The 23,264-nt window shown below is 62.6% G+C and carries 17 protein-coding genes, 1 tRNA gene and 2 pseudogenes; 15 read left to right on the top strand and 5 right to left on the bottom strand.

Annotation, left to right across the window (positions count from 1 at the left end; translation table 11 throughout):
* The 5 genes and pseudogenes from AC3EA7_RS01135 to AC3EA7_RS01115 form a co-directional block, all read left to right on the top strand.
* A pseudogene (locus tag AC3EA7_RS01135) lies at positions 1-2,065 on the top strand (hypothetical protein); the annotation flags it as partial.
* Positions 2,066-2,630: 565 nt separating this feature from the next.
* Positions 2,631-2,984 carry a type II toxin-antitoxin system Phd/YefM family antitoxin gene (locus tag AC3EA7_RS01130; RefSeq protein WP_488612182.1) on the top strand — a complete coding sequence of 118 codons (354 nt, stop codon included), beginning with the start codon at positions 2,631-2,633 and terminating at the stop codon, positions 2,982-2,984.
* A complete protein-coding gene (locus tag AC3EA7_RS01125) occupies positions 2,971-3,360 on the top strand; it encodes a type II toxin-antitoxin system VapC family toxin (protein ID WP_488612181.1) in 390 nt (129 codons plus the stop codon). The genes AC3EA7_RS01130 and AC3EA7_RS01125 overlap by 14 nt, the downstream gene beginning before the upstream one ends.
* Before the next feature lie 959 nt (positions 3,361-4,319).
* Entirely contained in the window at positions 4,320-4,784 is a 465-nt protein-coding gene (locus AC3EA7_RS01120) for a hypothetical protein (protein ID WP_488612180.1), read from the top strand.
* A 38-nt stretch (positions 4,785-4,822) separates the two neighbouring features.
* On the top strand, positions 4,823-6,022 hold the full coding sequence (locus tag AC3EA7_RS01115) for a hypothetical protein (RefSeq protein WP_488612179.1): 1,200 nt from the start codon (positions 4,823-4,825) through the stop codon (positions 6,020-6,022).
* Between the two features lie 233 nt (positions 6,023-6,255).
* Here the strand turns inward: AC3EA7_RS01115 and AC3EA7_RS01110 are convergent, their stop codons facing one another.
* From AC3EA7_RS01110 to fabZ, 3 genes are all read right to left on the bottom strand, one after another.
* Positions 6,256-7,020 (bottom strand): SBBP repeat-containing protein, encoded by a 765-nt coding sequence (locus AC3EA7_RS01110; RefSeq protein WP_488612178.1) that lies wholly within the window; start codon positions 7,018-7,020, stop codon positions 6,256-6,258.
* A gap of 406 nt (positions 7,021-7,426) precedes the next feature.
* Positions 7,427-7,512, bottom strand: a tRNA-Leu gene (locus AC3EA7_RS01105).
* Between the two features lie 273 nt (positions 7,513-7,785).
* On the bottom strand, positions 7,786-8,217 hold the full coding sequence (fabZ, locus tag AC3EA7_RS01100; protein ID WP_488612177.1) for a 3-hydroxyacyl-ACP dehydratase FabZ: 432 nt from the start codon (positions 8,215-8,217) through the stop codon (positions 7,786-7,788).
* Between the two features lie 161 nt (positions 8,218-8,378).
* Between fabZ and AC3EA7_RS01095 the strand changes: the two genes are divergently transcribed.
* The 9 genes from AC3EA7_RS01095 to AC3EA7_RS01055 all read left to right on the top strand — a co-directional run bounded on the left by AC3EA7_RS01095 (position 8,379) and on the right by AC3EA7_RS01055 (position 18,481).
* The gene (locus tag AC3EA7_RS01095) at positions 8,379-9,572 is read left to right on the top strand and encodes a glycosyltransferase family 4 protein (RefSeq protein WP_488612176.1); all 1,194 of its coding nucleotides are present in this window, start codon (positions 8,379-8,381) and stop codon (positions 9,570-9,572) included.
* Positions 9,573-9,868: 296 nt separating this feature from the next.
* Positions 9,869-10,960 carry a glycosyltransferase gene (locus tag AC3EA7_RS01090; RefSeq protein ID WP_488612175.1) on the top strand — a complete coding sequence of 364 codons (1,092 nt, stop codon included), beginning with the start codon at positions 9,869-9,871 and terminating at the stop codon, positions 10,958-10,960.
* Positions 10,961-11,172: 212 nt separating this feature from the next.
* The gene (locus AC3EA7_RS01085) at positions 11,173-12,069 is read left to right on the top strand and encodes a sortase (RefSeq protein WP_488612174.1); all 897 of its coding nucleotides are present in this window, start codon (positions 11,173-11,175) and stop codon (positions 12,067-12,069) included.
* A 214-nt stretch (positions 12,070-12,283) separates the two neighbouring features.
* Positions 12,284-13,345 carry a recombinase RecA gene (gene recA, locus AC3EA7_RS01080; RefSeq protein ID WP_488612173.1) on the top strand — a complete coding sequence of 354 codons (1,062 nt, stop codon included), beginning with the start codon at positions 12,284-12,286 and terminating at the stop codon, positions 13,343-13,345.
* Positions 13,346-13,351: 6 nt separating this feature from the next.
* A complete protein-coding gene (locus AC3EA7_RS01075; protein WP_488612172.1) occupies positions 13,352-14,035 on the top strand; it encodes a regulatory protein RecX in 684 nt (227 codons plus the stop codon).
* Between the two features lie 19 nt (positions 14,036-14,054).
* Entirely contained in the window at positions 14,055-14,717 is a 663-nt protein-coding gene (locus AC3EA7_RS01070; RefSeq protein ID WP_488612171.1) for an MBL fold metallo-hydrolase, read from the top strand.
* A 214-nt stretch (positions 14,718-14,931) separates the two neighbouring features.
* Complete coding sequence (pyrG, locus tag AC3EA7_RS01065; protein ID WP_488612170.1) at positions 14,932-16,584, top strand: CTP synthase; 1,653 nt, start codon at positions 14,932-14,934, stop codon at positions 16,582-16,584.
* 86 nt (positions 16,585-16,670) lie between these two features.
* Positions 16,671-17,003: a YccF domain-containing protein gene (locus AC3EA7_RS01060; RefSeq protein ID WP_488612169.1), complete on the top strand. Its 333-nt coding sequence runs from the start codon at positions 16,671-16,673 to the stop codon at positions 17,001-17,003.
* A gap of 566 nt (positions 17,004-17,569) precedes the next feature.
* Positions 17,570-18,481, top strand: coding sequence for a transglutaminase-like domain-containing protein (locus AC3EA7_RS01055; RefSeq protein ID WP_488612168.1), 912 nt, complete (start codon positions 17,570-17,572; stop codon positions 18,479-18,481).
* Here AC3EA7_RS01055 and AC3EA7_RS01050 read toward each other — a convergent pair.
* Both AC3EA7_RS01050 and malQ read right to left on the bottom strand, forming a co-directional pair.
* A complete protein-coding gene (locus tag AC3EA7_RS01050; protein WP_488612167.1) occupies positions 18,444-21,176 on the bottom strand; it encodes a phosphoenolpyruvate carboxylase in 2,733 nt (910 codons plus the stop codon). The two genes, AC3EA7_RS01055 and AC3EA7_RS01050, sit on opposite strands and share 38 nt — an antisense overlap.
* Positions 21,173-22,787, bottom strand: a pseudogene (malQ, locus tag AC3EA7_RS01045) (4-alpha-glucanotransferase). The gene AC3EA7_RS01050 and the pseudogene malQ overlap by 4 nt, the downstream one beginning before the upstream one ends.
* A gap of 179 nt (positions 22,788-22,966) precedes the next feature.
* On the opposite strand from malQ, the gene AC3EA7_RS01040 reads away from it, so the two are divergent.
* Positions 22,967-23,254: a hypothetical protein gene (locus tag AC3EA7_RS01040; protein WP_488612166.1), complete on the top strand. Its 288-nt coding sequence runs from the start codon at positions 22,967-22,969 to the stop codon at positions 23,252-23,254.
* Positions 23,255-23,264 lie beyond the last annotated feature (10 nt).

Raw genomic sequence — 23,264 nt, 5'->3', positions numbered from 1 at the left:
GCGCGCCGCCGACGTGGCCCGGCAGGTCGGCTTTTTCCACTGGGAGCTGGAGTTTCCCCAGGTGTTTGGGGGCGTGGGGAGTGGGGAGATGGATGATGGAGGGCTGATGGACGTTGACCCCGACCCGCACCTTCCGCCGCCGGGCGAGCAGGCGGGCTTCGCACCCCCCGACCCGCACCCGCCGGGCGGTCCACTGCCGGGCGAACGCCGGGCGCCCGTCGCCCGCAATGACTCCCACCGCACAGGATTTGATGTCGTCCTCGGCAACCCGCCGTGGGAACGGATCAAGTTGCAGGAGCAGGAACACTTCGCTGACGTTCCCGCGATTGCGCGTGCCGCCAACAAAGCCGAACGCGAGCGGCTGATCAGGGCATGGCGCAACGGCGACGCCTGGCAGCGCGCCCGTATCGCCGCGTATGACGCTGCAAAGTATCGCGCCGACGCCGAGAGCCGCTTCATGCGCGCGTCGGGCCGCTTCCCGCTCACCGCCGTGGGTGATGTCAACACCTACGCCCTGTTCGCCGAACTGGCCCGCAGTCTGCTCGCGCCCGGCGGACGCGCGGGGATCATTGTGCCGACCGGCATCGCCACCGACGACAGCACCAAAGCCTTCTTCGGCGATCTCAACGAACGGCGTCAATTGATCAGCCTGTACGACTTCGAGAACCGTGAAGCGATCTTTCCCGGCGTCCACCGCAGCTACAAGTTCAGCCTGCTGACCATTGGCCGCGCCGAGGAACCGGCGCGCTTCGTCTTCTTCGCCACCAGGGTGAGCCACCTGGCCGATGAGCGGCGCGTCTTCACCCCCACCCCTGGCGACCTGGCGCTGATCAACCCCAACACCCGCACCGCACCGGTCTTTCGCACCCGCGCCGACGCCGACCTGACGAAGCGCCTCTACCGCCGCGCGCCGGTGCTGATCAACGAGCGCAGCGGCGAGAATCCGTGGGGCGTGTCGTTTCTGCGTATGTTCGACATGTCCAACGACAGCCGCCTCTTCCACACCGCGCCGGGGGCGGGGCTGCTGCCGTTGTACGAGGCGAAGCTGCTGCACCAGTTCACCCACCGCTGGGCGACGTATGGGGAGGCTTCCGCAGCGCCCCCCTCCCAACCTCCCTCCGCCGGGGGGAGGCGCCAGACGCTCAGCGATCCCGGCGCGCCGCTCGTTGCTGAGCCTGAGCAGACTCCCTCCCCCAGCGGGGGAGGGCTGGGGAGGGGGGGAGAGTCCGCCCGCGAACTCACCCCCGCCGAACTGGCCGACCCGACCGTGACGGTCACGCCGCGCTACTGGGTCGCCGCCGCCGAGGTCGAAGCGCGCCTCGCCGGACGCTGGCAGCGCCGGTGGCTCCTCGGCTTCCGCGACATCACCAACGCCACCAATGAGCGCACCGCGATCTTCAGCCTGCTCCCGCGCGTGGGGGTGGGGCACACAGCGCCACTGATCCTGTTTGCGGCAGAGGTCAATTCAGTTCACATCGCCTGTTTCCTGGCAACAGTCAACAGCCTGGTCTTTGATTTTGCCACACGCCAGAAAGTCGGTGGCACGCACCTGACCTACGCATATCTCAACCAACTCCCCGTCCTCCCTCCGTCAGCCTTCACCCCCGCCGACATCGCTTTCATCGTGCCGCGGGTGCTCGAACTGGTTTACACCGCGTGGGACATGCGGGCCTTTGCAGAAGACGTGCGGGAGGAGAGCGACGAGGCGCTGCGGGCCTTGATCGACGAGCGCTGGCAAGCCAACTACAAAGACACAGAGAGCACAAAGGACTGGCCGCATGAAGAATCCTCGTGTCCGTTGCGCCGTTGTGGTGAATACCAGCTCTCCCCCTTCATCTGGCATGAAGCGCGCCGCGCCGTCGCCCGCGCCGAGCTGGACGCGCGCATCGCGCGACTCTACGGGCTGACACGGGACGAGTTGCGCTACATCCTCGACCCGGCGGACATCTACGGACCCGACTTCCCCGGCGAGACGTTCCGGGTGCTGAAGGAGAAGGAGAGCCGGCAGTACGGCGAATACCGCACGCGGCGGCTGGTGCTCGAAGCGTGGGATCGGGAGGCGTAGGGAGTAGGGAATGGGGAATGGGGAGTAGGGGCAACCCTTGTGGTTGCCCCGCGCCACGCCCCACGCCCCACACCCGCGTCACCCCGCCCCGCGCCACCGCCGGGACGCCCCACGCACCCGCCCCGCGCCATCTGCCACGTGGTTCCGCGCCATCTGCCGCGTGGTCCCGCCCCACCCGCCGCGTGGTCCCGCCCCGCACCACCCCGCCCGGCGACTAAAGTCGCGGGCTCCGGGTGCGAAGCCCGCCTGCGCGGGCTGGATGTGGCAATACCGGATTATGTTCTCAAATCTTGATCTCTTCAGCCCACAAATCGACGGGTTTCGCTCCAGATCACGACTGCACCCCCTCCATCCCTGCCTCGCGCCTCACACCTCTCACCTCACACCTCTCACCTCTCACCTCTCACCTCACACCTCACACCTCTCACCTCTCACCTCTCACCTCTCACCTCTCACCTCTCACCTCTCACCCAAAGGCGTAAAGGCGCAGCGATGCCCGCTCCCCATTCCCCATTCCCTGGTGTACAATATCCTTACAGGTCATAATGACCAGAAAGGGGGTCGTGTGGAGACCATCAATGTTGCCGACGCAAAGGAACGCCTGTCTGAGTTGCTTTCCCGCGTAACGGCCGGCGAGCGTTTTTTGATCCAGCGCCGTGAACGTCCGGTGGCGGTACTAATCGCCGCCGATGAGCTTGAACGGCTGGAACGCAATGCGCGCGTGGCGCAGCGGCTGGCGGCGGCGCTGGGACAGGACGAACAACTCCTGGAAGCGATCGAGCAGGGTGCGGTTCATCCGGCGATGGCCGCCTTCGGTCTCTGGCGCGATGATCCCGACACCGCCAATCTCGTTGAGCGCCTCGCGGCAAACCGCGCAAGCCAGCCAAACCGTCCAGACCGGAACGATGAAGATTCTTGACAGCGACCATTGGATTGCGCTGTTGCGCGGCGCTCTCGACCTGCGTAGGCGGGTTGCCGCCGGTGAGGAACTGGCGATTACTGCAATCAGTGTCGGGGAGTTGGTATACGGCGCTGAACGCTCCGCCCGTCCGGCTGAGAAGCTATTGCAAATTGACATCCTGCTGGCAACCATCACTGTCGTGGCATACGACGAAGAAGCTGCGCACCGCTTCGGGAGGCTGAAAATGGCTCTGGAGCGCCGTGGCGAACGGCTGGCGGATGCTGATCTGCAGATTACTGCAATCGCGTTGACCCGGGGCGTGCCGCTGGTGACTCATAATGGACGTCACTTCGAGCGCGTGCCTGGCCTCGTCCTGGAAGACTGGCTGGTTTAGAACTCCGGCGGTCAGAATCGCCCGGTTCCGCAATCCGGTCTATCGTCGCGGGACGCCCCTGTGGTTGCCCCGCACCACCCCCACGCCAACGTCGGGGCAACCCCCCGTGGTTGCCCCGCGTCACGCCAATGTAGGGGCAACCCTTGTGGTTGCCCCACCCTCGTGGTTGCCCGCGTCACGCCAATGTAGGGGCAACCCTCGTGGTTGCCCCACCCTCGTGGTTGCCCGCGTCACGCCAATGTAGGGGCAACCCTCGTGGTTGCCCCACCCTTGTGGTTGCCCCGCGTCACGCCAATGTAGGGGCAACCCTCGTGGTTGCCCCACCCTTGTGGTTGCCCTGCGTCACGCCAGGTGGGGCAACCCTTGTGGTTGCCCCACCCCACGCCAGCGTAGGGACAACCCTTGTGGTTGCCCCATCCTCGTGGTTGCCCCACCCTCGTGGTTCAAGCAGGTGACATCAGGTAAGTGTTCACGGTTGGGGTAAACGATGCCGCCGGTCGCACAAAAAGCGGACTCAGGGGCAGCCCCTGAAAAGGAGAAGCGGCGGCGGAATGGCCTCAGCAAGCGCCAGCGCACAGCGCCCCGCTGCCCCAGGGCGCAACGAGCGACGGGCTGCAACTGCGCGCCAGCGGGCTACAGCGCCCCGCCGCCCTAGGGCGCAACACATAACGCCTGCGCTCCCAGAAAGAGCGTGAACAGTTACGACGTCAGAGCGCAGCATACGCCGCGTGGCGCTGTCGTCACCAACCCAAGCGCCCACGTGTACGACGTTCATGCGCACACGTAAACGGAGTGTAACCGCCGGTTGCTGAAGCGTTTCGCTGCTTGCTCTCAGGAATATCTGTACTGCGGGGAAGTTCGGCGCGAGCGAGGCGGCAGCCGGACGCTTCTGCAATCGATCGCACCAGCAGGCTGCACCTCTCCGTGGGCGGTCCCCAGCCGTAAATGTTGAAACGGAATTGACCAATGGACGACTTTGTCGGGCGCGCCTGGGTATTCGATGCGCTGACGCACTGGCTGGCTGCACCTGCTGGCGGACGCTGGTTTCTGCTCCAGGGGGTCCTGGCAGCGGTAAAACCGCCATTGCCAACCGGCTGGTCCAGTTCAGTGAGGGTGTAGTTGCTGCCGACTCCTGGCCGCTGTTGGGACCGCGGGCGCTGGCATGTTCCTATTTCTGCCGGGCAGGCAATGATATCACCCTCAACCTGCTGCGTTTCGTCGAAGCGCTCTCCACGGCGCTGGCGCAGCGATATGCGCCATTTGCCGCGGCGCTGCTCAACCTTCAGCAGCGTGAACCGCGCATCACGATCACCCAGACGGTCGGCATGGTGGCAGCCGGCGGCGTGGTGTATGGCGTCAACCAGGTCATCATTACCGATCTTCCCGCGCGACACGCCTTCGATCGGCGGTCCGGCGTCCGTTAGAGCAGCTTTGCGCGCCGGGCTTCGCCGAAACCATCCTGTTGCTCGTCGATTCGCTCGATGAGGCGCTCACCTATCGCGGCGAGACTATTGCGGAATTGATCCACGAGACAACCGATGACCCCGCTGAGTTGCCGGCGCAGGTGCGGCTGATTCTGACCAGTCGCCCCGAGGTGGAGATTGCACACTGGTTTGGAGCGCCGACGCTTGATCTGAATGCCGATCAGCCGCCAGGCGTGGATGATGTGCTTGAATATGCGCTGCACCGCTTCCGGCGTGGCCTGGCATGGGTCGTGGCTCAGACGCGCGAGGACCCGGACTGGCATCGGAAGTACGTCGTTCGTGCAGTTGCGCTCGTCGCGCTCGATGACTACCCCAGTTACCGCGAGATGGCGCTGGGCTGGCTGGCAGCTGCAGCGCTCACCAGCGACCAGGACGAGCAGGCTGATCTGGCATTGCGAACCATCCTGGAGACGTCGATCGACCAGATCGAACTGGCGTTTTCCGGCAATCTGGCAGCCGTGACTCTGGCTCAGCGCGCTGCGCTGCAGAGCCGCACCTTTACCAGTGCTGAGCTGCTGCAGGAACTCCGTCCTGTTGTACTGCCCGCAGTTGCAAATCGCGGCTTATCGTGGCTGGACCCGGGCACGAGGTTGGTACGCAGCGATCCCTGGGCGCACGAGATTCGCCTGCGCATGGCTGCCGCTATCGCACTGCACAGCCAGAATCGCACCAGTGAGGCAGCACAGATCCTGTACGAAGCGCTGATACTGCCGTACCAGGAGACCTATGCCGGTTATCGCGCACCAGCATGTCTTTCCGTCGCCTGTATGTTCATGGCGCTTGGCGATGCGGCTGGCGCTGCAATGGCGATCACCGAAGCGCGCGCTTCGGCGCAGGCGATGCTGGATGGTGTGCTGAGCGCTGAACGATTGGCGCTCGTCGACGCCACGCAGGCATGGCTTGATACAACCGACAGTCATTCGCAGGCGGACATTGACAACGAGTTGCGGCGCATCCCGGCGCTGAGCGATGCGGCGCGCGGGTTGCGGCTGGAATACCTGGCGGCACGGCACGCTGGCGATCAGGATGCGCAGCACCGCCTGGCGCTCGCAGCAATCAGCGATCTCACGGTTGCCGATACGATACTCGCCTGGCTGGCACGCCTGGCGGCGCAACGGGGCGACCTCCGGGGAGCGCGGCTGGAGAGCATGGTAGACGGTGTTCGCATTGCCAGCTAAGGGACGCCCGTCCGCGCAGGCGTTCAGACGCGCCGCCGCCCGGTTGGAGCCTGGCTGAAGCAAGACCCTGACCGCTATTGCTGAAACGCCGGGCGTAGACGACTCGACCGCGTTTAGGGACTGATAACGTCTGCGCTGAGCGCACGAAGCCCCGCTAACGCGGGGCAGGCTGGGCACGCATCCACGCCGGGGCAAGGGCGCGGCAGCGCTCTTCGTGCAATCAGCCCGATGGTTCAGCGGTAGATTGCCGCCTGACTGTTCATGCCTGCCCTCCTTTTCTGCAAGATGCCACGAGACGCGCCAGCGTCCTCTAGCATTGTAACGAACGCCGCATCAAACTCCTCACGACACAGCAACGGTACGGTAAGCAGCCAGCCAACAGAGCAATACGCTTCGTTCGGTTCTGCTCGTCGCCGGAATGAGCACAAGGTGACATAGCGCCACGTGCGCCCATCAGGATCAAGTTTGGCGACGAAAGCGTCGCCATCGCCCTCCGCGAAGGCCAGGGTCTTATCGCGTATGAACGGCGCGCCAGCATAAGCAGGTTGGGCTGCAGCGACCGTCGGCAGGTCGTTCGAGTTCGTTCGCCCGGTGATATAGGTCGCACCGCGCGCGTCGACTGCAATGTCGTACGCGCTCTCTTCACCGGAGCCCACGAGATATGTGAGAAACACCATCCGCCGGCCGTCGGGACTCAGCTTGGCGACAAACACATCTCTCCCTGTGAATGGCGCACCATCAGGGCGCGGTCTGTCCTCAACCTCGCCAGCAATGTACAGGCTGAAGTCGGCGCCTACGGCGAGGGCGTAGGGCTGCATTTCGGGGTATCCGCTGAGGAAGAGACTATATTCCAGCGCAGGCGACGGCGGCTGTGGGGTTGGAGCGCCTGTATTCTCATCTTCGTCAGCGGAGAGCGGCGTGGCCGCCGCCAGCATCAGCGCAGCCAGGATGAGCCGCAGGAGATGAGCCTGGAGAGCTGTCTCCGCTGCTGCTCCCATCGGTCATCCGGCGAGTTCTAGCGCTCCCCCTGTTCCCGACGAGCAAATCCTGGTCTCGCGGCAGCATCTCGAGCGACTCCAGCGTCACATACGCCTCGGCTACGAACGCTTCCCGACCCGCCATCTACGCCAGTCACTCCTGATCATCGAGCATATGCTCGCGCGCCGATCGACGTGAGCCATCAGAACGCCCCGTCTCCTCTTGCTCACTTCAAGGTGGTGCGGTGATGAAACTCGACGCTGTAAGGAATTTCCGAGAGATGCATCCGCCAAGACGCAGCAAATGGCGGTACACAGCCATGGACGGCGGCAGACAATCCGACTTTGGCTCCATGATTGGCTACATGAAACGCCTTCGGGCCGATCCGAATGATCAACCCGAAGGCGTCTTAAGGCGTTCTGATGCTGGTGCCGGAGACGGGACTCGAACCCGTACGGGGTTGCCCCCATCGGTTTTTAAGACCGAAGCGTCTGCCATTCCGCCACTCCGGCGTTGTGTTCATGATCTATCTTAACACACGCAGGCAAGGGGTTTCAACTCTGGGAAGGGGTTAAGGGTTAGGGGTTACCTGCAACCTTCGCACCTTCGCACCTGCAACCTTCGCACCTTCGCACCTTCGCATCTTCAACCCGCAACCGTCACGCTTCCTCCCTTCAAACGTGCGGCGTGCAACAGTTCCACCCTCCGCCCTTCCACCTTCAACCTGTAACCTTCCCACGTGCAACGTCTCCACCTTCAACCTGTAACCTTCCCACGTGCAACGTTCAACGTTCAACGTTCAACGCAAACATCAACTCCCCCTCACATACCACCTGCCCGTTCACGGTCGCAACCCCCGTCCCCTTGCCGATGCCGCGCCGCATTTTGTCGAACCGTACCTCTAGCCGCAGGGTGTCGCCCGGGTAGACCGGTCTGCGGAAGCGCACCCCGTCGATCCCGGCAAAGAACGCGATCTTCCCCCGGTTCTCTGGCAGGCTCAACGCCGCCACCGCGCCGGTCTGCGCCAGCGCCTCAACAATCAACACCCCTGGCATGATCGGATGATCGGGGAAATGTCCCTGAAAGAATGGCTCGTTGATCGTTACCAGTTTTTCGCCTACCGCGCGCTGCCCCGGCTCGAGTTCGAGAATGCGGTCGATCAACAGGAAGGGGTAACGGTGCGGAATGATCGCCATGATCTCCTGAATGTTCAGCATATGCGGCGCCCTTTCAGCCTGCACAACCGTTGCAACCAGCCGCAGTATACCAGAAGCAGCACGATCGGAAGCAGTGTTATGCATAACGGGCAGATGTTCCCCACTCCTTCTTCCCTGTTCCCCACTCCCCACTGCCTACTCCCCACTCATCACTGTGTATAATGCACAACCGGAACGATCGCGTTATTCGCAGCGGCAACAAGGCAACCATGCACCTCGCCATCAATGGCATGTTCTGGTCCCAACCGACCGTCGGCAGCGGGCAGTACCTGCGCATGCTGGTGCATGCCCTGCCCGCCGTTGCGCCCGATGTCCGGCTGACGTTGCTGTTGCCGGCGTATCGCACGGAGGCGGAACCGCTTCCACATGAGGTTCAGGCGGTATGGGTGCGCACACCGTTCGACGGGCGCAGCGAGAACCTGGCGAAGGTCTGGTTCGAGCAGGTCGCCGTCCCGCTTGCGGCGGCGCGCCTGCACGCCGATCTGTTCCACGTCCCCTATTTCGCGCCGCCGCTCGCTTCGCCGCTGCCAATGGTCGTCACAATACTCGACATCATTCCGCTCCTGCTCCCGAAGTACCGCGGCAGCGCGGCGGTTCGTCTCTACATGCGCCTGGTAGCGCGCGCCGCGCGGCGCGCGACGCGGATCATCGCCATTTCGCAGCACAGCGCCAATGACATCGTTCGTCATCTTGGCTGCCGCGCGGCGCGCGTGACGGTGATCCCGCTTGCGGCTGGCACGCAGTTCCGTCCATATGACCGCGCATGCGCCGAAGGAGAAGTCGCAGCGCGCTATGGCGTGACGACGCCGTTCGTCTACTATGTCGGCGGGCTGGATGCGCGTAAGAATCTGGCGATGCTCGTGCAGGCATTTGCGCGGATGCGGCGCGCCGGGGGACCACCCGCCACCCTCGTGATCGCCGGACGCGCGTCCGGCAATGACCCGCGCATGTTCCCCGACCTGAACGCGATCATTGCATCCGCTGGTGCAGATTCGTTCGTGAAACGCATCGACGTGCCCTACGAGGACGCACCGCTGCTCTATTCCGCCGCCACGGTGTTCGCCTTCCCGTCACGCTACGAAGGGTTCGGGCTGCCGCCGCTCGAAGCCATGGCATGCGGTGCGCCGGTCATCGTCGCCGACGCAACCAGCCTGCCCGAGGTCGTCGGTGATGCGGCACTGCGCGTTCCGCCGGACGATATTCGTGGCTGGACTGCGGCGCTCTGGCGCACGCTGGCGGACGACGCCCTGCGCGCCGATCTGTCCCGCCGCGGTCTGGAGCGCGCAACCTGCTTCCGCCCTGAACGTCTCGCGCGCGAAACGCTGGCTGTGTATGAACGCGCCCTGAACTCATAGGGTGAGAATGTTGCTCAAAAAGGGTGAAGCAAATGCGCGAAGACACAAAGAGATCTGGCATTTCTTGCAAGACTTTGCGCCTTTGCGCCTTCGCGTCCGCCTGATTTGACAGGACTTACGCGGCAGCGTGGCGCTCCCGCTGAAGGTGGCACGGTGCAGCGGCAATGCCGCCGCACCGTGCCACAGAAGACAGGTACCGCTCTGCCGCAGGCAAAACGAGCTGTCCCGCGGATCGTCGATGAGGCGACCGCGCAACTCCTGTTATTTGAGAAACGCTGCAGAGAATGCGCATCCTGATGCTTTCCAAAGCGCTGGTCAACGGCGCTTACCAGAAGAAGTGCGAAGAACTGGCGGCGCTGCCGGATGTCGAACTGATCGTCGCCGTGCCGCCTGCCTGGCGTGAACCGCGCGTCGGCGTCATTCCGCTCGAACGGCGCTTTACCCGCGGCTACCGCCTCGTCACGCTCCCGATTGCGTTCAACGGTCGCCATCACCTCCACTTCTACCCGACGTTCAGCAGGCTGGTGCGCCAGGTGCGCCCCGATATTCTGCACGCCGACGAGGAGTCGTTCAACCTGGCGACCTTTCTGGCGCTGCACGCCGGGGTGCAGTACGGCGCGCGCTGCTGCTTCTACAACTACGCCAACATCGACCGTTTCTACCCGCCGCCCTTCAACCTCTTCGAACGCTACGCCTTTCGCCACGCTTCGCACGCTTTCGCGTGCAGCGCCGAAGCGGCGGCGATTATGCGCCGCCACGGGTACGCAGGACCGCTCACCATCATGCCGCAGTTCGGCGTCGATCCCGACCTCTACGCCCCGGCACAGCGCGACCGCAATACGTCCATGATGGTCGTCGGTTACATCGGGCGTCTGGTGCCGGAGAAGGGAGTGCTCGACCTGGTAGAAGCCGTGGCGCGGCTGCCAGAGACGGTGCGCCTGCGGCTGATCGGCGACGGCGCGCTGCGCCCGGTCATTGAAGCGCAGGTTGCCGCGCTGGGCATCGGCAGGCGCGTCGAACTCCACTCCAGCATGCCTTCGACCCGCGTTCCTGAGGAACTGCGCCGCCTCGACGCGCTTGTGCTGCCATCACACACGACGCGCACCTGGAAGGAACAGTTTGGGCGCATCCTGGTCGAAGCCATGAGCTGCGCGGTTCCGGTGGTCGGCGCCTCATCGGCTGCCATTCCCGATGTCATCGGCGACGCCGGGATTATCTACCCCGAAGGCGACATCGCCGCGCTCGCAGCGGCATTGCGGCGGCTGGCAGAAGACCCGGCGCTGCGCGACAACCTCGGGCGGCGTGGACGGGATCGTGTGCTGGCGCAGTTCACACAGGCAGCGATCGCCCGACAGTATCATCGCGCCTACCGTTCGATGCTGAATTGAGATCCACAACTCGGACAGGTGCGTTATACTAAAGGGAAACAATGACGCGCCGCCGATGCAATCCGTGAGAGAGCGGCATCATTACGAGAGAAGCGACATAGCCCGCGCCGTCACCCGCCGGGCGCGCGTGGGGTAAGACATAGCCCGCGCAGGCGGGCGTCGCACATCGGAGCCCGCGCCGTCACCCGCCGGGCGAGCGTTTCGATAACATCATGAAACACATCATCCGCAACAACCGTATCAACCTCCCGACATCGCCGAAGACTCAAGGCATGTTGATATTCCAGCGCAAGCCCGGTCGTACCGGAGCGCCGGCGACATTCCGCGAAAAACTCTACTGGACGTTAGGCAACCTGCTCATGCTGATCGGCGCCATCCTGCTGGCGTATGTCGGCGGAGTCTACGCCCAGGCCGACTTCAACCGTTACGCCGCACGCGGCGATACTGACGTCCCTCCGCCTGCACCCGTCGCGGCGCCGCGCGATCCCGGCGCTGAACCGGCGCCGTTCGTCGCACCGCTCCCCTTCATCGCGTCGCGCCTCAACACCGCCGAAGGACAACTCATCAGCGATGTGCCGAATATTGTCAGGTCTGCCGTTCCGTCACAGATTTCACGCATCATCATCCCGAGCATCGGCGTCGACTCGAAAGTCGTCGAAGTCGGCTGGGAAACCCAGGAACAGAACGGCCAGCAGGTCGCGGTGTGGCAGGTCGCCGAATACGCCGTGGGACACCATCGCGGATCCGCCAACCCTGGCGAAGGGAGCAACATCGTGCTTGCCGGTCACGTCGGCGGATACGGCAAAGTGTTCAAAGACCTGATCAACGTTAAGGAAGGCGACCCGATTATCCTGTTTGCTGGCGGACAGCAGCGTCTCTACATGGTGCGTGAGCAGATTCTGGTGCACGAAGAAGGGGTCTCGCCCGAACAGCAGGCGATGAACGCGCTCTACATCGCCCCGACGAGCGAAGAGATGGTGACCCTTGTAACCTGCTGGCCCGACCGCGGACCGGACAAATTCAAGTACCGCATCATCGTGCGCGCCACCCCCTATGGCGCCGACACCGACACACCGGCCACCAACGCCGGCGGCTGGACGGTGCGCTGATGTGCGCTCACACAACCGTTTTCGGCACAGAATCGCCCACGGAATGAAACTTTGGGAATGGATGAGCCGAACCAAATAGCCCACTTGTGCGAAAAGAACCTTCGTGCTATAATGCACCGCATAGTGCGCAACGCCGCTTTGACAGCGCAGGCGCGATCAGGTAGAGTCGTAAGGAGAAGCACGAGTGAGCACATCAAATGGAGGAGCGCAAATCATGGCTCTCTCTCCGGAGAAAGAAAAGGCTCTGGCGGCGGCTATGAGCCAGATCGACCGCAAGTACGGCAAGGGTTCGATCATGCGGATGGGCGAAGCCAGTTCCAAGCTGGCGATCGAAGTCATTCCCACCGGATCGATTGCGCTCGACATTGCGCTTGGCGTCGGCGGCGTGCCGCGCGGTCGCGTTGTTGAAATCTACGGGCCCGAGTCCAGCGGGAAAACGACGCTGGCGCAGCACATCATCGCCGAAGCGCAGAAGATGGGCGGCATCGCTGCGTTCATCGACGCCGAGCATGCGTTCGATCCGGTGTACGCCGCGCGCTGCGGCGTCGATGTCGATAATCTGCTCGTCTCCCAGCCGGATTACGGCGAGCAGGCGCTCGAAATCTGCGAGACGCTGGTGCGCTCGAACGCTGTGGACGTTGTGGTGGTCGACTCAGTCGCTGCGCTTGTGCCGCGCGCCGAGATCGAAGGCGACATGGGCGATTCGCTCCCCGGCTTGCAGGCGCGCCTGATGAGCCAGGCGCTGCGCAAACTCTCCGGCGCCATCAGCAAGTCGCGCGTCGTCGTCATTTTCCTCAACCAGTTGCGTTTGAAGATCGGCGTCATGTTCGGCTCGCCGGAAACGACAACCGGCGGGCAGGCGCTAAAATTCTACGCCTCGGTGCGCATGGATATCCGCCGCATCGAGACGCTCAAGAACGGCCAGGAGACGATCGGCAGCCGCACGCGGGTCAAGGTGGTGAAGAATAAGGTCGCGCCTCCCTTCCGCCAGGCGGAGTTCGACATTATGCACAACGAGGGCATCTCGCGTGCAGGCAACATCCTTGATGTCGGCGTTGAACTCGATATTATCCGCAAGAGCGGCGCATGGTTCTACCTCGGCGAGGATCGCCTCGGGCAGGGGCGCGAGAATGCCAAGCAGTTTCTGAACGAAAATCCAGCGCTGGCGGACGAGGTCGAGCGCCTGATCCGCGCTCACGCCATGGCTGCCCCGATCTCGATTGCAGCCTCCAAAGCCGACGACGCTGGAGAAGACTCGGGTTTGTTCGAGGAATAACCTTCCATGCCGGAAGGAACCATCACTGCGCTGCGCGCCCAGGAACACGATGCGCAGCGCGTCAATCTCTATATCGACCATACGTTTGCGCTTGGTGTTAGCCTCGCAACGGTTGCACGCGAACGGCTGTATGTCGGCATGCACCTGGACGCTGCGACCTATGCTCGCATCGAGGCGGCAGAAAGCGTCGAGCGCGCGGTGCAGATCGCAGTGCGCGCCATTGAGTCCCGCCCACGCTCGGTCGCCGAGATCCGCGACCGCCTGCAACGCAAAGGTTTTGCGCCTGAGACTATCGACGCCGCCGTTGAACGGCTGCATACCGGTGGCTTGCTCGATGATGCCGCCTTTGCGCGTTTCTGGATCGAGAACCGGCAGACGTGCCGACCACGCGGGCGCCACGCGCTCGCCGATGAATTGCGGCGTAAGGGGGTGGACGCTGAACTCGTCGCCAGCACACTGGACGCAGCGCTGACCGATGAGGAAGCCGTGCGCGCCGACACGCTGGCGCGCGCAGCAGTGCGGCGCTACATCGCTGCCGCTGATTACCAGACATTCCTGCGCCGGCTCGGCGGCTACCTGCAACGCCGCGGTTTTAGCGCCGAAACCATCCTTCCGATTGTCGAACGCCTCTGGCACGAACGCGGCGGCGACCCGGAAGCCGTTGATCGATCGCTCCTCGCGGAGCAGTAACTCGAATCAGAGCATACCTATGGCCGACATTCAATATCTGGGGCATTCATGCTTCCGCCTGCGCGGACGCGACGGCATCGTTCTTACCGATCCATATGACCGGTCGGTCGGACGTGATCTCGGTCGCCCGACAGCACATATCGTGACCGTCAGCCACCACCATCCCGATCATGACAACGTCGCCGCCGTGCGCCCGGTGCGCGACCGCGTCGTGGTGATCGACGGGCCGGGCGAATACGAGGTCGGCGGCATTTTGATCACCGGTGTGCGTACCTTCCACGATAAGCAGAAAGGCGCCGAACGCGGACGAAATACCGTCTACGTCATCCACCTCGATGACATCGTCTTTTGCCACCTCGGCGACCTGGCGCACGAACTGAGCGCCCAGCAACTCGAAGAGATCGGCAGCGTGGACGTGCTGTTCGTGCCGGTCGGCGGCGGCGAAACGATTGGACCGGCGGAGGCGGCATCGGTGATCAGTCAGATTGAGCCGCGCGTCGTGATCCCGATGCACTACGCAATCGAAGGGCAATCCGCCATGAATCTGGCGCCGCTCGACAAATTCCTCCACGAACTGGGCATCAAGGAGTATGCTCCAGACGAACGGCTGACGCTCAACGCAGGTAATCTTCCAGGAGAAGGTGAACAGACTCGCATCGTCGTCATGCGACCTGCTGTTTGAACAACGGATATTGTGCTATAATACGCAGAGTATGGTCAAGATACCGGGAATGTACAGGCAAACGCTCTGGTCTCAACGGTGTACAGGGTCGCCGATGAGATACGAGCCTCTCGAGGGGAAGGCAGCACTGCCTTCCCCTCAATCTATTTCCCCCATGATCACCGTTGTATAAACCGGAACGCAGATAGAGTGCACAGTTGGGAGCAACAGATCCATGGCAAAGTATATTTTCGTGACCGGCGGCGTTGCTTCATCCGTTGGCAAAGGCATTACGGTTGCGTCGATCGGGCGCTTGCTCAAGGCGCGCGGGTTGCGCGTCTCGGTGCAGAAACTTGACCCTTACATCAATGTCGATCCAGGAACGATGTCGCCCTACCAGCACGGCGAAGTGTTCGTCACCGAAGATGGCGCTGAAACCGACCTCGACCTCGGGCACTACGAGCGATTCATCGATGTGAATCTGACCCGCCTCAGTAATGTGACGACTGGCCAGATCTACTCGGCGGTCATTCAGAAGGAACGCCGGGGGGATTACCTGGGCGGCACGATTCAGGTGATTCCCCACATCACCAACGAGATCAAGTCGCGTATTGCCGCCGTTGCACGTCAGACCGGAGCGGATGTGGTGATCGTCGAGATCGGCGGAACGGTGGGCGACATCGAAGGGTTGCCGTTCCTGGAGGCCATCCGCCAGATGCGCAAGGATGTCGGGCGCGACAATGTGCTCTACATTCACGTCACCCTGCTGCCGCACATCGGCGCAACCGGAGAAGTCAAAACCAAACCGACGCAACACTCGGTTATGGAATTGCGGCGCGTCGGCATTACGGCGGATGTGATTGTGTGCCGTTCCGACTATCCGATCGCCGATGAGATCCGCGACAAGATCGCGCTCTTCGCCGATGTCGATATCGAAGCCGTGGTGCCGCTCCATACTGTCGAGACAATCTACGAAGTGCCGCTGGTGCTCGAAGAAACCGGTCTCGGCAACTACCTGACGTTACGCCTGGGGCTTGGCGCGCACGAGCCGAACCTCGACGACTGGCGCGATTTGGTGGCGCGCATCAAGGCGCCCAAGCGCAAACTCACCATCGCACTGGTTGGTAAATATGTCGAACTCCACGATGCGTATATCAGCGTCGTCGAAGCACTCCGGCACGCCGGGGTCCACCAGGGGGTCGATGTCGATATCCGCTGGATCTCATCCGAGCAGATCGAAGAGGAAGGATGCGAACCGCTCCTCCACGATGTCTATGGCATCGTCGTGCCTGGCGGCTTCGGCGACCGCGGCATTGAAGGGAAGATTGCAGCCGCCGGATATGCGCGCGAGCATAGCGTGCCGTACCTGGGCCTCTGCCTGGGGATGCAGGTGGCAACCATCTCGTTCGCGCGGCACGTCATCGGACCGGAGAGTAGAGCCAACAGCACCGAGTTCGACCTGCACACGCCGCATCCGGTCATCGACTTTATGCCGGATCAACTCGATATTACCGATAAGGGCGGTACGATGCGCCTCGGCGGGTATCCGTGCCGCTTGCTCCCTGGCACCCGCGCTCACGCTGCGTATGGCGCCGATCAGGTGGTCGAACGACATCGCCACCGCTTCGAGTTCAACAACAAGTATCGCCGCCTGTTCGAATCGGCAGGACTGGTCATCAGCGGGCAGTCACCCGACGGTCGCCTGGTCGAGATCATCGAACTGCGCGATCATCCGTGGTATGTCGGCGTCCAGTTTCACCCGGAGTTTCAGTCACGCCCCGACCGGCCGCATCCCCTGTTCCGCGACTTCATCGCCGCCGCCGCCCAGACGTTCCGCGAAGGCGATCAGCGCCCGCTGCCGCTCGAACAAAATGGAGTTGAATATTGACTTTTTCAGACGCGCTTTCAGGGCGCTGCGCTGCAACATCGCTCCAAAGTCTGCGTATTACTATCAGACGAGAAAGGAGAGAAACGATGCAGAATCAACCGGTTATCATCGAACAGCGCAGCGGTCCCAATCTGCTGATCCGCGCGCTGTATTTCATTGTCTTTGGGTTGTGGTTCAGCAGCATCTGGGCTGCCGTGGCATGGGTGCTGTGCGTCACAATCATTGGTTTACCGCTGGGTCTATGGATGCTCAATCGGCTGCCGCAGGTCGTCACGCTGGCGCCGCAACGCAATGATCTGGTGCTCGCCAACGGTCGCGCCTACTACGCCGATGTGCCACAGCGACCGTTTCTCCTGCGCGCCGTCTGGTTCGTGTTCGTCGGCTGGTGGCTGAGCGCGCTGTGGCTGACGCTCGCCTAGGCATTGTGCGCGTCTGTCATCGGTATGGTCGTCGCCTTCTGGATGTTCGACCGTGTGCCAGCGATCATCACCCTGGCGCGACGCTGATCGACAACCTGGTGGGTCTGCATATAGGGACGCCCCTCTCGCAGAGGTAGGTTTTGCCAGTAATTCCTCGCGCCAATTCGTCCTCTTTTGTGCATCAAATGCCGCAAATCCCCCTCTCCAGCCTTGCTGGAGAGGGGGCGGGGGGTGAGGAAGAAAAAGGCGTCAGGATGCGACCAACATCTATCGCACTACAAAACTCTACACGTGTGCGGGAGCGCCCCTGGCATTGAAGTCCTCCCGGTTTTCTCTGCGCCCTCTGTGTCTCTGTGGTTAATGAACGCACATACGGCGTTGTTCAACGTGCAACGTTCCCCCTCCGCCCTCTGTGCCTCTGTGGTTGAGACCGGAAGGCGGTCGGGAGACTTGCGCCTTCTCTCCCAAGGTAGAGGATGGACAACGGAACGCCCCCTGCCGTTGCGCAGTGCGTCATGGCGCGGTATAGTAGAAAAGGAACTGTGATCGTTCACAGGGAGACAATTATGATCCACATCCATTCCACCTCTGTCGCAACACTCTACGCGCAGGCCGGTCCTCTCACCGACCTGTCGATGTATCGAACTCACCTTGCCTGCCTCCCTACGACCATCGCCGATCTCTGCCGGGTCATTCAGGGAGTGCTGACTCATGTGTTCTGGGGAGGAGCAGACGCCACACCGCTCGATAATGAGCGCAGACGCGCCTTGTCTGAACGATCCGCCGCTGCAAAACTGGCGGCTATCCTGTCGTCAGACGACCGACCGCTCACCATCGCGCGTCCGCCGGAGCGACGCCTTCCAGCAACATCACGCGACTACAGCGTGCTTCTGGTGGCGCTGCTTCGACATCACGGCATTCCAGCGCGATCACGGTGCGGCTTTGTCACCTATCTGGCGCCGCAGCGCTACGAAGATCACTGGCTGGTCGAATACTGGGATGTCGATGAGGATCGCTGGGTGCTGGTCGATCCACAAATGGACGAGGTGCAGCGGGCAGCGCTCAACGTCTCATTCGACCCGCTCGACGTGCCGCGGACTCGCTTCTTGAGCAGCGGCGCAGCCTGGCAGCGCTGTCGGTCGGGAGCGCTCGACCCCACGCTCGTTGGACACCTCGAAGATCGGGGCATGCATGCCATCCGCTGCACCTTGATCCGCGATCTGGCAGCGCTCAACCGCGTCGAAATGCAACCGTGGGGCCGTTGGGGTCTCATGCTGCCGCCGGATGAGATGGTGAGCGATGCGGACATGGCGCTGCTCGATGCTGTGGCGCATACGACTGTCGGCGCTGTGGCAACCCTTTCGGCAGATGCGGTCGAGGCGCTCTACGCCTCGGATCCCCGTCTTCGCCCGCCCCAGGCATGGCTGGTCGCTCCGGACATCACCCGGTGGCGCGCAAGCCAGCCGCAATTGCATTGATCAACAGCAGGAGCAGGCGAAGTTGCTCTTCGTCTGCTTCCGGGTCGAGATGACGCACCGTGCGCCAGGAACGCAGCCGCGCGATCTGTTCACGGTGCAACGAATACAACCCTTCGCGTCGGAGTTCGAGCTGGCGGGCGATGTATGGGCGTTTCTCCTCGAGACGTCCGCCGTAGACCGCTTCGAGCATCGTGCGGGTGCGCGCAAACTCGTCAAGAATAGCATCGAGGATGACCGTCCGAGTAACGGGATCGTGCACCAGATCGGCGTATGCCCGCATGATATGCTCATCGGCATTCATCACACTTGTTGCCGCATTTCCCAGCAGGTAGTGCAACGGCGCCCATTCGCGCATTTCGGCACAGAGAGCGTCGAAAAGCGCCGGATCCTCCGCCTGCACCATCGCCAGCCCACTGCCGATGCCATACCAGCCCGGCAGATAAAAGCGCGCCTGGTTCCAGCTGAATACCCACGGGATGGCGCGCAGGTCGGCGAGAGATTGTGCACCCGTGCGTCGCGCCGGACGCGAACCGATCCGGCTCGCCTCGATTGCGTCGATCGGCGTCGCTTCCCGAAAGAACGGAATGAAGCGCTCGTGATCGACCAGCGCGCGGTACGCCTGCTGGCTGTGCCTGGCAAGCAGATCGAGCGCGATGGACAGATGATGAGGGTGGGGCCGGGGAGGGCGAAGGGTGGCGCCGGTGACGCCTGCCAGCAACAGTTCGAAGTTGTAGACCGCGCTGATACGATTGGCGTATTTCTGCGCAATGGTTTCACCCTGCTCGGTCATGCGCAGGTCGCCGGCCAGCGCTTCGACCGGCAATGCTCGGATGAAGCGTCCCGTCGGTCCCGCGCCACGGCTTAGCGTTCCGCCGCGCCCGTGGAAGAAACGGATGCGCACCCCCGCCGCTCGTCCTTCGGCGGCAAGCGCCTGCTGCGCTCGCTGCAACGCCCACAGGCTTGCACCGATGCCGCCATCCTTGTTGCTGTCGCTATACCCGATCATCACCTGCTGCACCCGTTCGTCGACACCGCACGTCTGCCGTTGCCACTCCAGGCTGCGCCGGACGATCGGATGCGCCAGGTAGTCGCGCAGAATCGCCGGGCTGCGCTCCAGATCGTCGATCGTCTCGAAGAGCGGCACAACCGGCAACGGGCAGACGGGACCTTCCGGCGTGCTGATGATCAGCCCGGTTTCGCGCGCAAAAAGGAAGACAACCAGTAGATCGGACAGATTGCGCGTCATGCTGACGATCAGCGCCCCCAACCCATCGGCGCCATAGGCGTGAATGTGTTCGACCAGGACCCGATAGCAACTCAGTACCGCCTCAGCTTCCGGTCCAACCGGCATCCCCATTCTGGTGAAGGGACGCGGCGACTCCAGTTCCGCCTCGATCAGCGCCAGGCGTCGGGCTTCGTCCCACGAAGGATAATCGCTTCCATCAATGCCGGCTGCTGTAAGGAGTTGCGCGAGCGCTCGATCATGAAACGCACTGTTCTGCCGGATGTCGAGCGCCGCCAGATGAAAGCCAAAGGTGCGCACGCTCCGAATAAGCGGTCGCACATCAGATCGCGCCAATTGTGTTGCGCTCACGGCAACCAGCGCCTCATCGAGAATGCGCAGGTCGGCGATGAGTTCGGCAGCGCGGGTGTAGCGACCAGGGGCAGGCGCTCCGGCAGGTTCCGGGAGACGCGCCAGCATAAGGTTGACCATCTGGCGCCAGGGTTCGTTTGGGTTGCGATCCAGAGCGTGCTGCCCGGCTTCTCCCAGCAGATCGGCGTAGTGGTGCAACGCACTGATCAGGAAATCAGGCGGAGTCTGGAGCAGGTTGGACAGACTCAGGCGCTGTGCCAGCACAATCAACTGCGCACGCAGCAGGTCGAGTGCGTTCGAGCGCAACTCCAGCAGCGCCATGCGGGTCACATCGGCGGTCACGAGCGGATGCCCATCGCGATCGCCACCAACCCACGTGCCAAAGGTGATGACCGGCAGCGAGTCGGGATCGTCCAGCAAAGCCGGATTGTTGCCGACCGCCTGCCATATCTGGCGCAGTCGCTGATCATGGTATGCCAGCGCTTCAGGGAAGACATTGCGAAGATAGTGAATAGCGTTGCATAACTCCGAGGCGACGTCGGGCCGCCGGAGAAAGATGTCGCCGGTGCGCCAGAGGCGTTCCAGAATAGCGCGCACATCGTCGGCGATGCCCTGCCGTTCGAGCGGCGTCCACATCTGGTTCTCGGCTTTGACCAGTTGCAGGTAGAGTTCACGGTAGTGCGCCAGCACGGTTGCGCGTTTGGCTTCGGTGGGATGCGCCGTCAGGACGAGTTCGACTCGAATGCGCGGCAGCGCTGCGGCAATCTGGGCATCGCTCAATCCTGCGTTGCGCAACTGCACGAGGATCTGCCCCCAGAGACCACGCAACGCGGCAGGTCCTTCAACCGTTTCAGCAACGCGACGCGTTTGCGCCTCAGCGTTCTCTTCGACCAGGTTGAGCAGCTGAAAGGCAATCGCATATGCCTGCGGGGCGCGTTCGGGCAACTGCACCAGGCAGGACGGATGCCCCGTCCAGGGCAATAGTGCATGAATATCGGCGGCGCCCGCAGCATCCAGCACCTCATAGAAACGATCCAGCAGCCAGCGCAGATCGCGTTCGATGCGCGCCTGCGTCGGAATGTCACCCAGACTCATGCTCATATGCTTAACACCTCCCACGACTGACACCGGGGGTTGGCTGAGTCGGTCGAAGCCGACAGCCAATGCCCATATGCTGAAGACCTGCCGCCACTCATTGCCTGCTCAAGGCAATCCTGATAAACCACCGTCAGATCGCGCAGACGCGCGGCAAGACGTTGATCGAGCGCTCCCGATGGCATACGCCAGGTCCAGTTGTGCGACCCCAGGGTGCCGGGCGGGTTCATCCGCGCCTCGCTCCCGAGACCCAGCAGGTCCTGAACCGTCGTCATCGCCGTGTGAGCGACCGACATCCAGGCGGTGCGGATGAATGCCCAGGCGATGTCATCGGCGCTGCCGCAGAGATAGCGCAATGCATCACGACGCTCGGCATCAGTCGAACTGTTCGTGAACCAGCCAACCAGCGTATCGTTGTCGTCGGCGCCGGTGTAGACGACGCAGGTGTGCGGGTAGTTGTGGGGGAAGAAACGATCCCCTTCGCAGCGGTTGAAGGCAAACTGGAGAATGCGCATTCCCGGAAACCCAAACTGCGCCATGAGCGCATCGAGTCCGGCGCGCGACTCGGTCGTGAAATCGCCCAGGTCCTCGGCGATGATCGCCACCTCGCCGAGCGCCGCCGCGACTGCCGTAAACAGATCGGCGCGCGGACCATCGACCCACCGACCGTTGATCGCAGTCGTCGCCTGCCGGGATTTCCCAGTAGTTGTAGAACCCGCGGAAATGGTCAATGCGCACGACATCGGCGAGCGTGAATGCAGCACGGAAGCGGTCGATCCACCAGCGATACCCATCGGCAGCCATCACATCCCACCGATAGAGCGGGTGCCCCCAGAGTTGCCCCGTCTCACTGAAATAATTGAGCGGCACGCCGGAGACCACGGTTGGGCGCAGGTTCGCATCGAAGTGGAACAGGTGCGGATTCGCCCAGACATCGGCGCTGTCGAGCGCGACGAAGATCGGCACATCGCCGATGATCCGGATGCCGCGATTGCTGGCATAGCGCCGCAGTTCCCGCCACTGGACGAAGAACATCCACTGAAAGTATTTGTGCGCCTCAATCGTATCGGCAAGCCCGGCGCGCGCCCGCGCCAGCGCGTCCGGCTCACGCGCCGCAAGCGCCGGAGACCACTCTGTCCAGGCGCGCATGCCGTGCGTCTGTTTCAGCGCCATGAAGAGCGCCGCATCATCGAGCCAGGCTGCCTGCTCTTCACAGAATCGCTCGAATGGCGCACGATCGGCGGTCGGCAACATCTGAAAGCGCCGGAAGGCGCGATCCAGCAGCACCGACTTCCAGGCAATGACCGGACCAAAATCGACCCGCTCATCAGACAATGCCGGGCAATCGGCAAGATCGTCAGGGGTCAGATGTCCGGCAGCAAGCAGACGATCAGGACTGATAAGCAATGGATTGCCAGCAAATGCCGAAGTTCTCTGGTAGGGCGAGTCGGCATATCCGGTCGGGCTGAGCGGCAGAACCTGCCAGTACGTTTGACCGGCAGCCGCCAGAAAATCAACGAAGCGGTACGCTTCATCCCCCAGATCGCCGATGCCGTATGGTCCGGGGAGCGATGCCGGGTGCAGGATCAACCCGCTGCGTCGTGGAAATGGGGTCATAGGCGATTCGTTGATAAATGGTTCCTGTTTTGATTCAACATTGCAATCATTCCCGTCTTGATAGACATCACTGGTCTGGATTACAGTACATTGGCTGTTCTCACCTGATATATCAGGCTGAACTGCGGACAAGTCGCCACTAACCCGGCAGACAATGCTTACGAAGGAAGGAGGAATCTGTGCTTCGACTCTTCGCCTCTCGCGCATCCGAATTATACACCATTATACACCGGATTGCGCAATCCCATCCACACACAGTGCTTACAACCGGTCTCGTGGTCATTGCCTTGATCCTGGCGATTGCAGGCGCAACATCAGTGCGCGCCGTGTACACCAGCCCGATCAGTGGACCGGTGACGATGTCTCCTTCATCAGAGGCAGGCGCTGCGACGCCATACCCCTCGACGATCGACGTCAGCGGGTTGAGCGGTTCGATTGTGAGCGTCGTGGTGCGACTGAGATCTTGACATTGTTCTG

The sequence above is a fragment of the Roseiflexus sp. genome (assembly GCF_057785375.1).
This window is presented reverse-complemented; position numbering and strand designations above follow the sequence as displayed.

Excerpts from the sequence above, each read along its gene's own strand:
- AC3EA7_RS01055 (WP_488612168.1), top strand. The coding sequence starts at position 17,570 with ATGATCCACATCCATTCCACCTCTGTCGCAACACTCTACGCGCAGGCC.
- AC3EA7_RS01110 (WP_488612178.1), bottom strand. The coding sequence starts at position 7,020 with ATGGGAGCAGCAGCGGAGACAGCTCTCCAGGCTCATCTCCTGCGGCTC.
- AC3EA7_RS01070 (WP_488612171.1), top strand. The coding sequence starts at position 14,055 with ATGGCCGACATTCAATATCTGGGGCATTCATGCTTCCGCCTGCGCGGA.
- fabZ (WP_488612177.1), bottom strand. The coding sequence starts at position 8,217 with ATGCTGAACATTCAGGAGATCATGGCGATCATTCCGCACCGTTACCCC.
- pyrG (WP_488612170.1), top strand. The coding sequence starts at position 14,932 with ATGGCAAAGTATATTTTCGTGACCGGCGGCGTTGCTTCATCCGTTGGC.
- AC3EA7_RS01095 (WP_488612176.1), top strand. The coding sequence starts at position 8,379 with ATGCACAACCGGAACGATCGCGTTATTCGCAGCGGCAACAAGGCAACC.
- AC3EA7_RS01060 (WP_488612169.1), top strand. The coding sequence starts at position 16,671 with ATGCAGAATCAACCGGTTATCATCGAACAGCGCAGCGGTCCCAATCTG.
- AC3EA7_RS01125 (WP_488612181.1), top strand. The coding sequence starts at position 2,971 with ATGAAGATTCTTGACAGCGACCATTGGATTGCGCTGTTGCGCGGCGCT.
- AC3EA7_RS01090 (WP_488612175.1), top strand. The coding sequence starts at position 9,869 with ATGCTTTCCAAAGCGCTGGTCAACGGCGCTTACCAGAAGAAGTGCGAA.
- AC3EA7_RS01075 (WP_488612172.1), top strand. The coding sequence starts at position 13,352 with ATGCCGGAAGGAACCATCACTGCGCTGCGCGCCCAGGAACACGATGCG.
- AC3EA7_RS01050 (WP_488612167.1), bottom strand. The coding sequence starts at position 21,176 with ATGAGCATGAGTCTGGGTGACATTCCGACGCAGGCGCGCATCGAACGC.
- AC3EA7_RS01085 (WP_488612174.1), top strand. The coding sequence starts at position 11,173 with ATGAAACACATCATCCGCAACAACCGTATCAACCTCCCGACATCGCCG.
- recA (WP_488612173.1), top strand. The coding sequence starts at position 12,284 with ATGGCTCTCTCTCCGGAGAAAGAAAAGGCTCTGGCGGCGGCTATGAGC.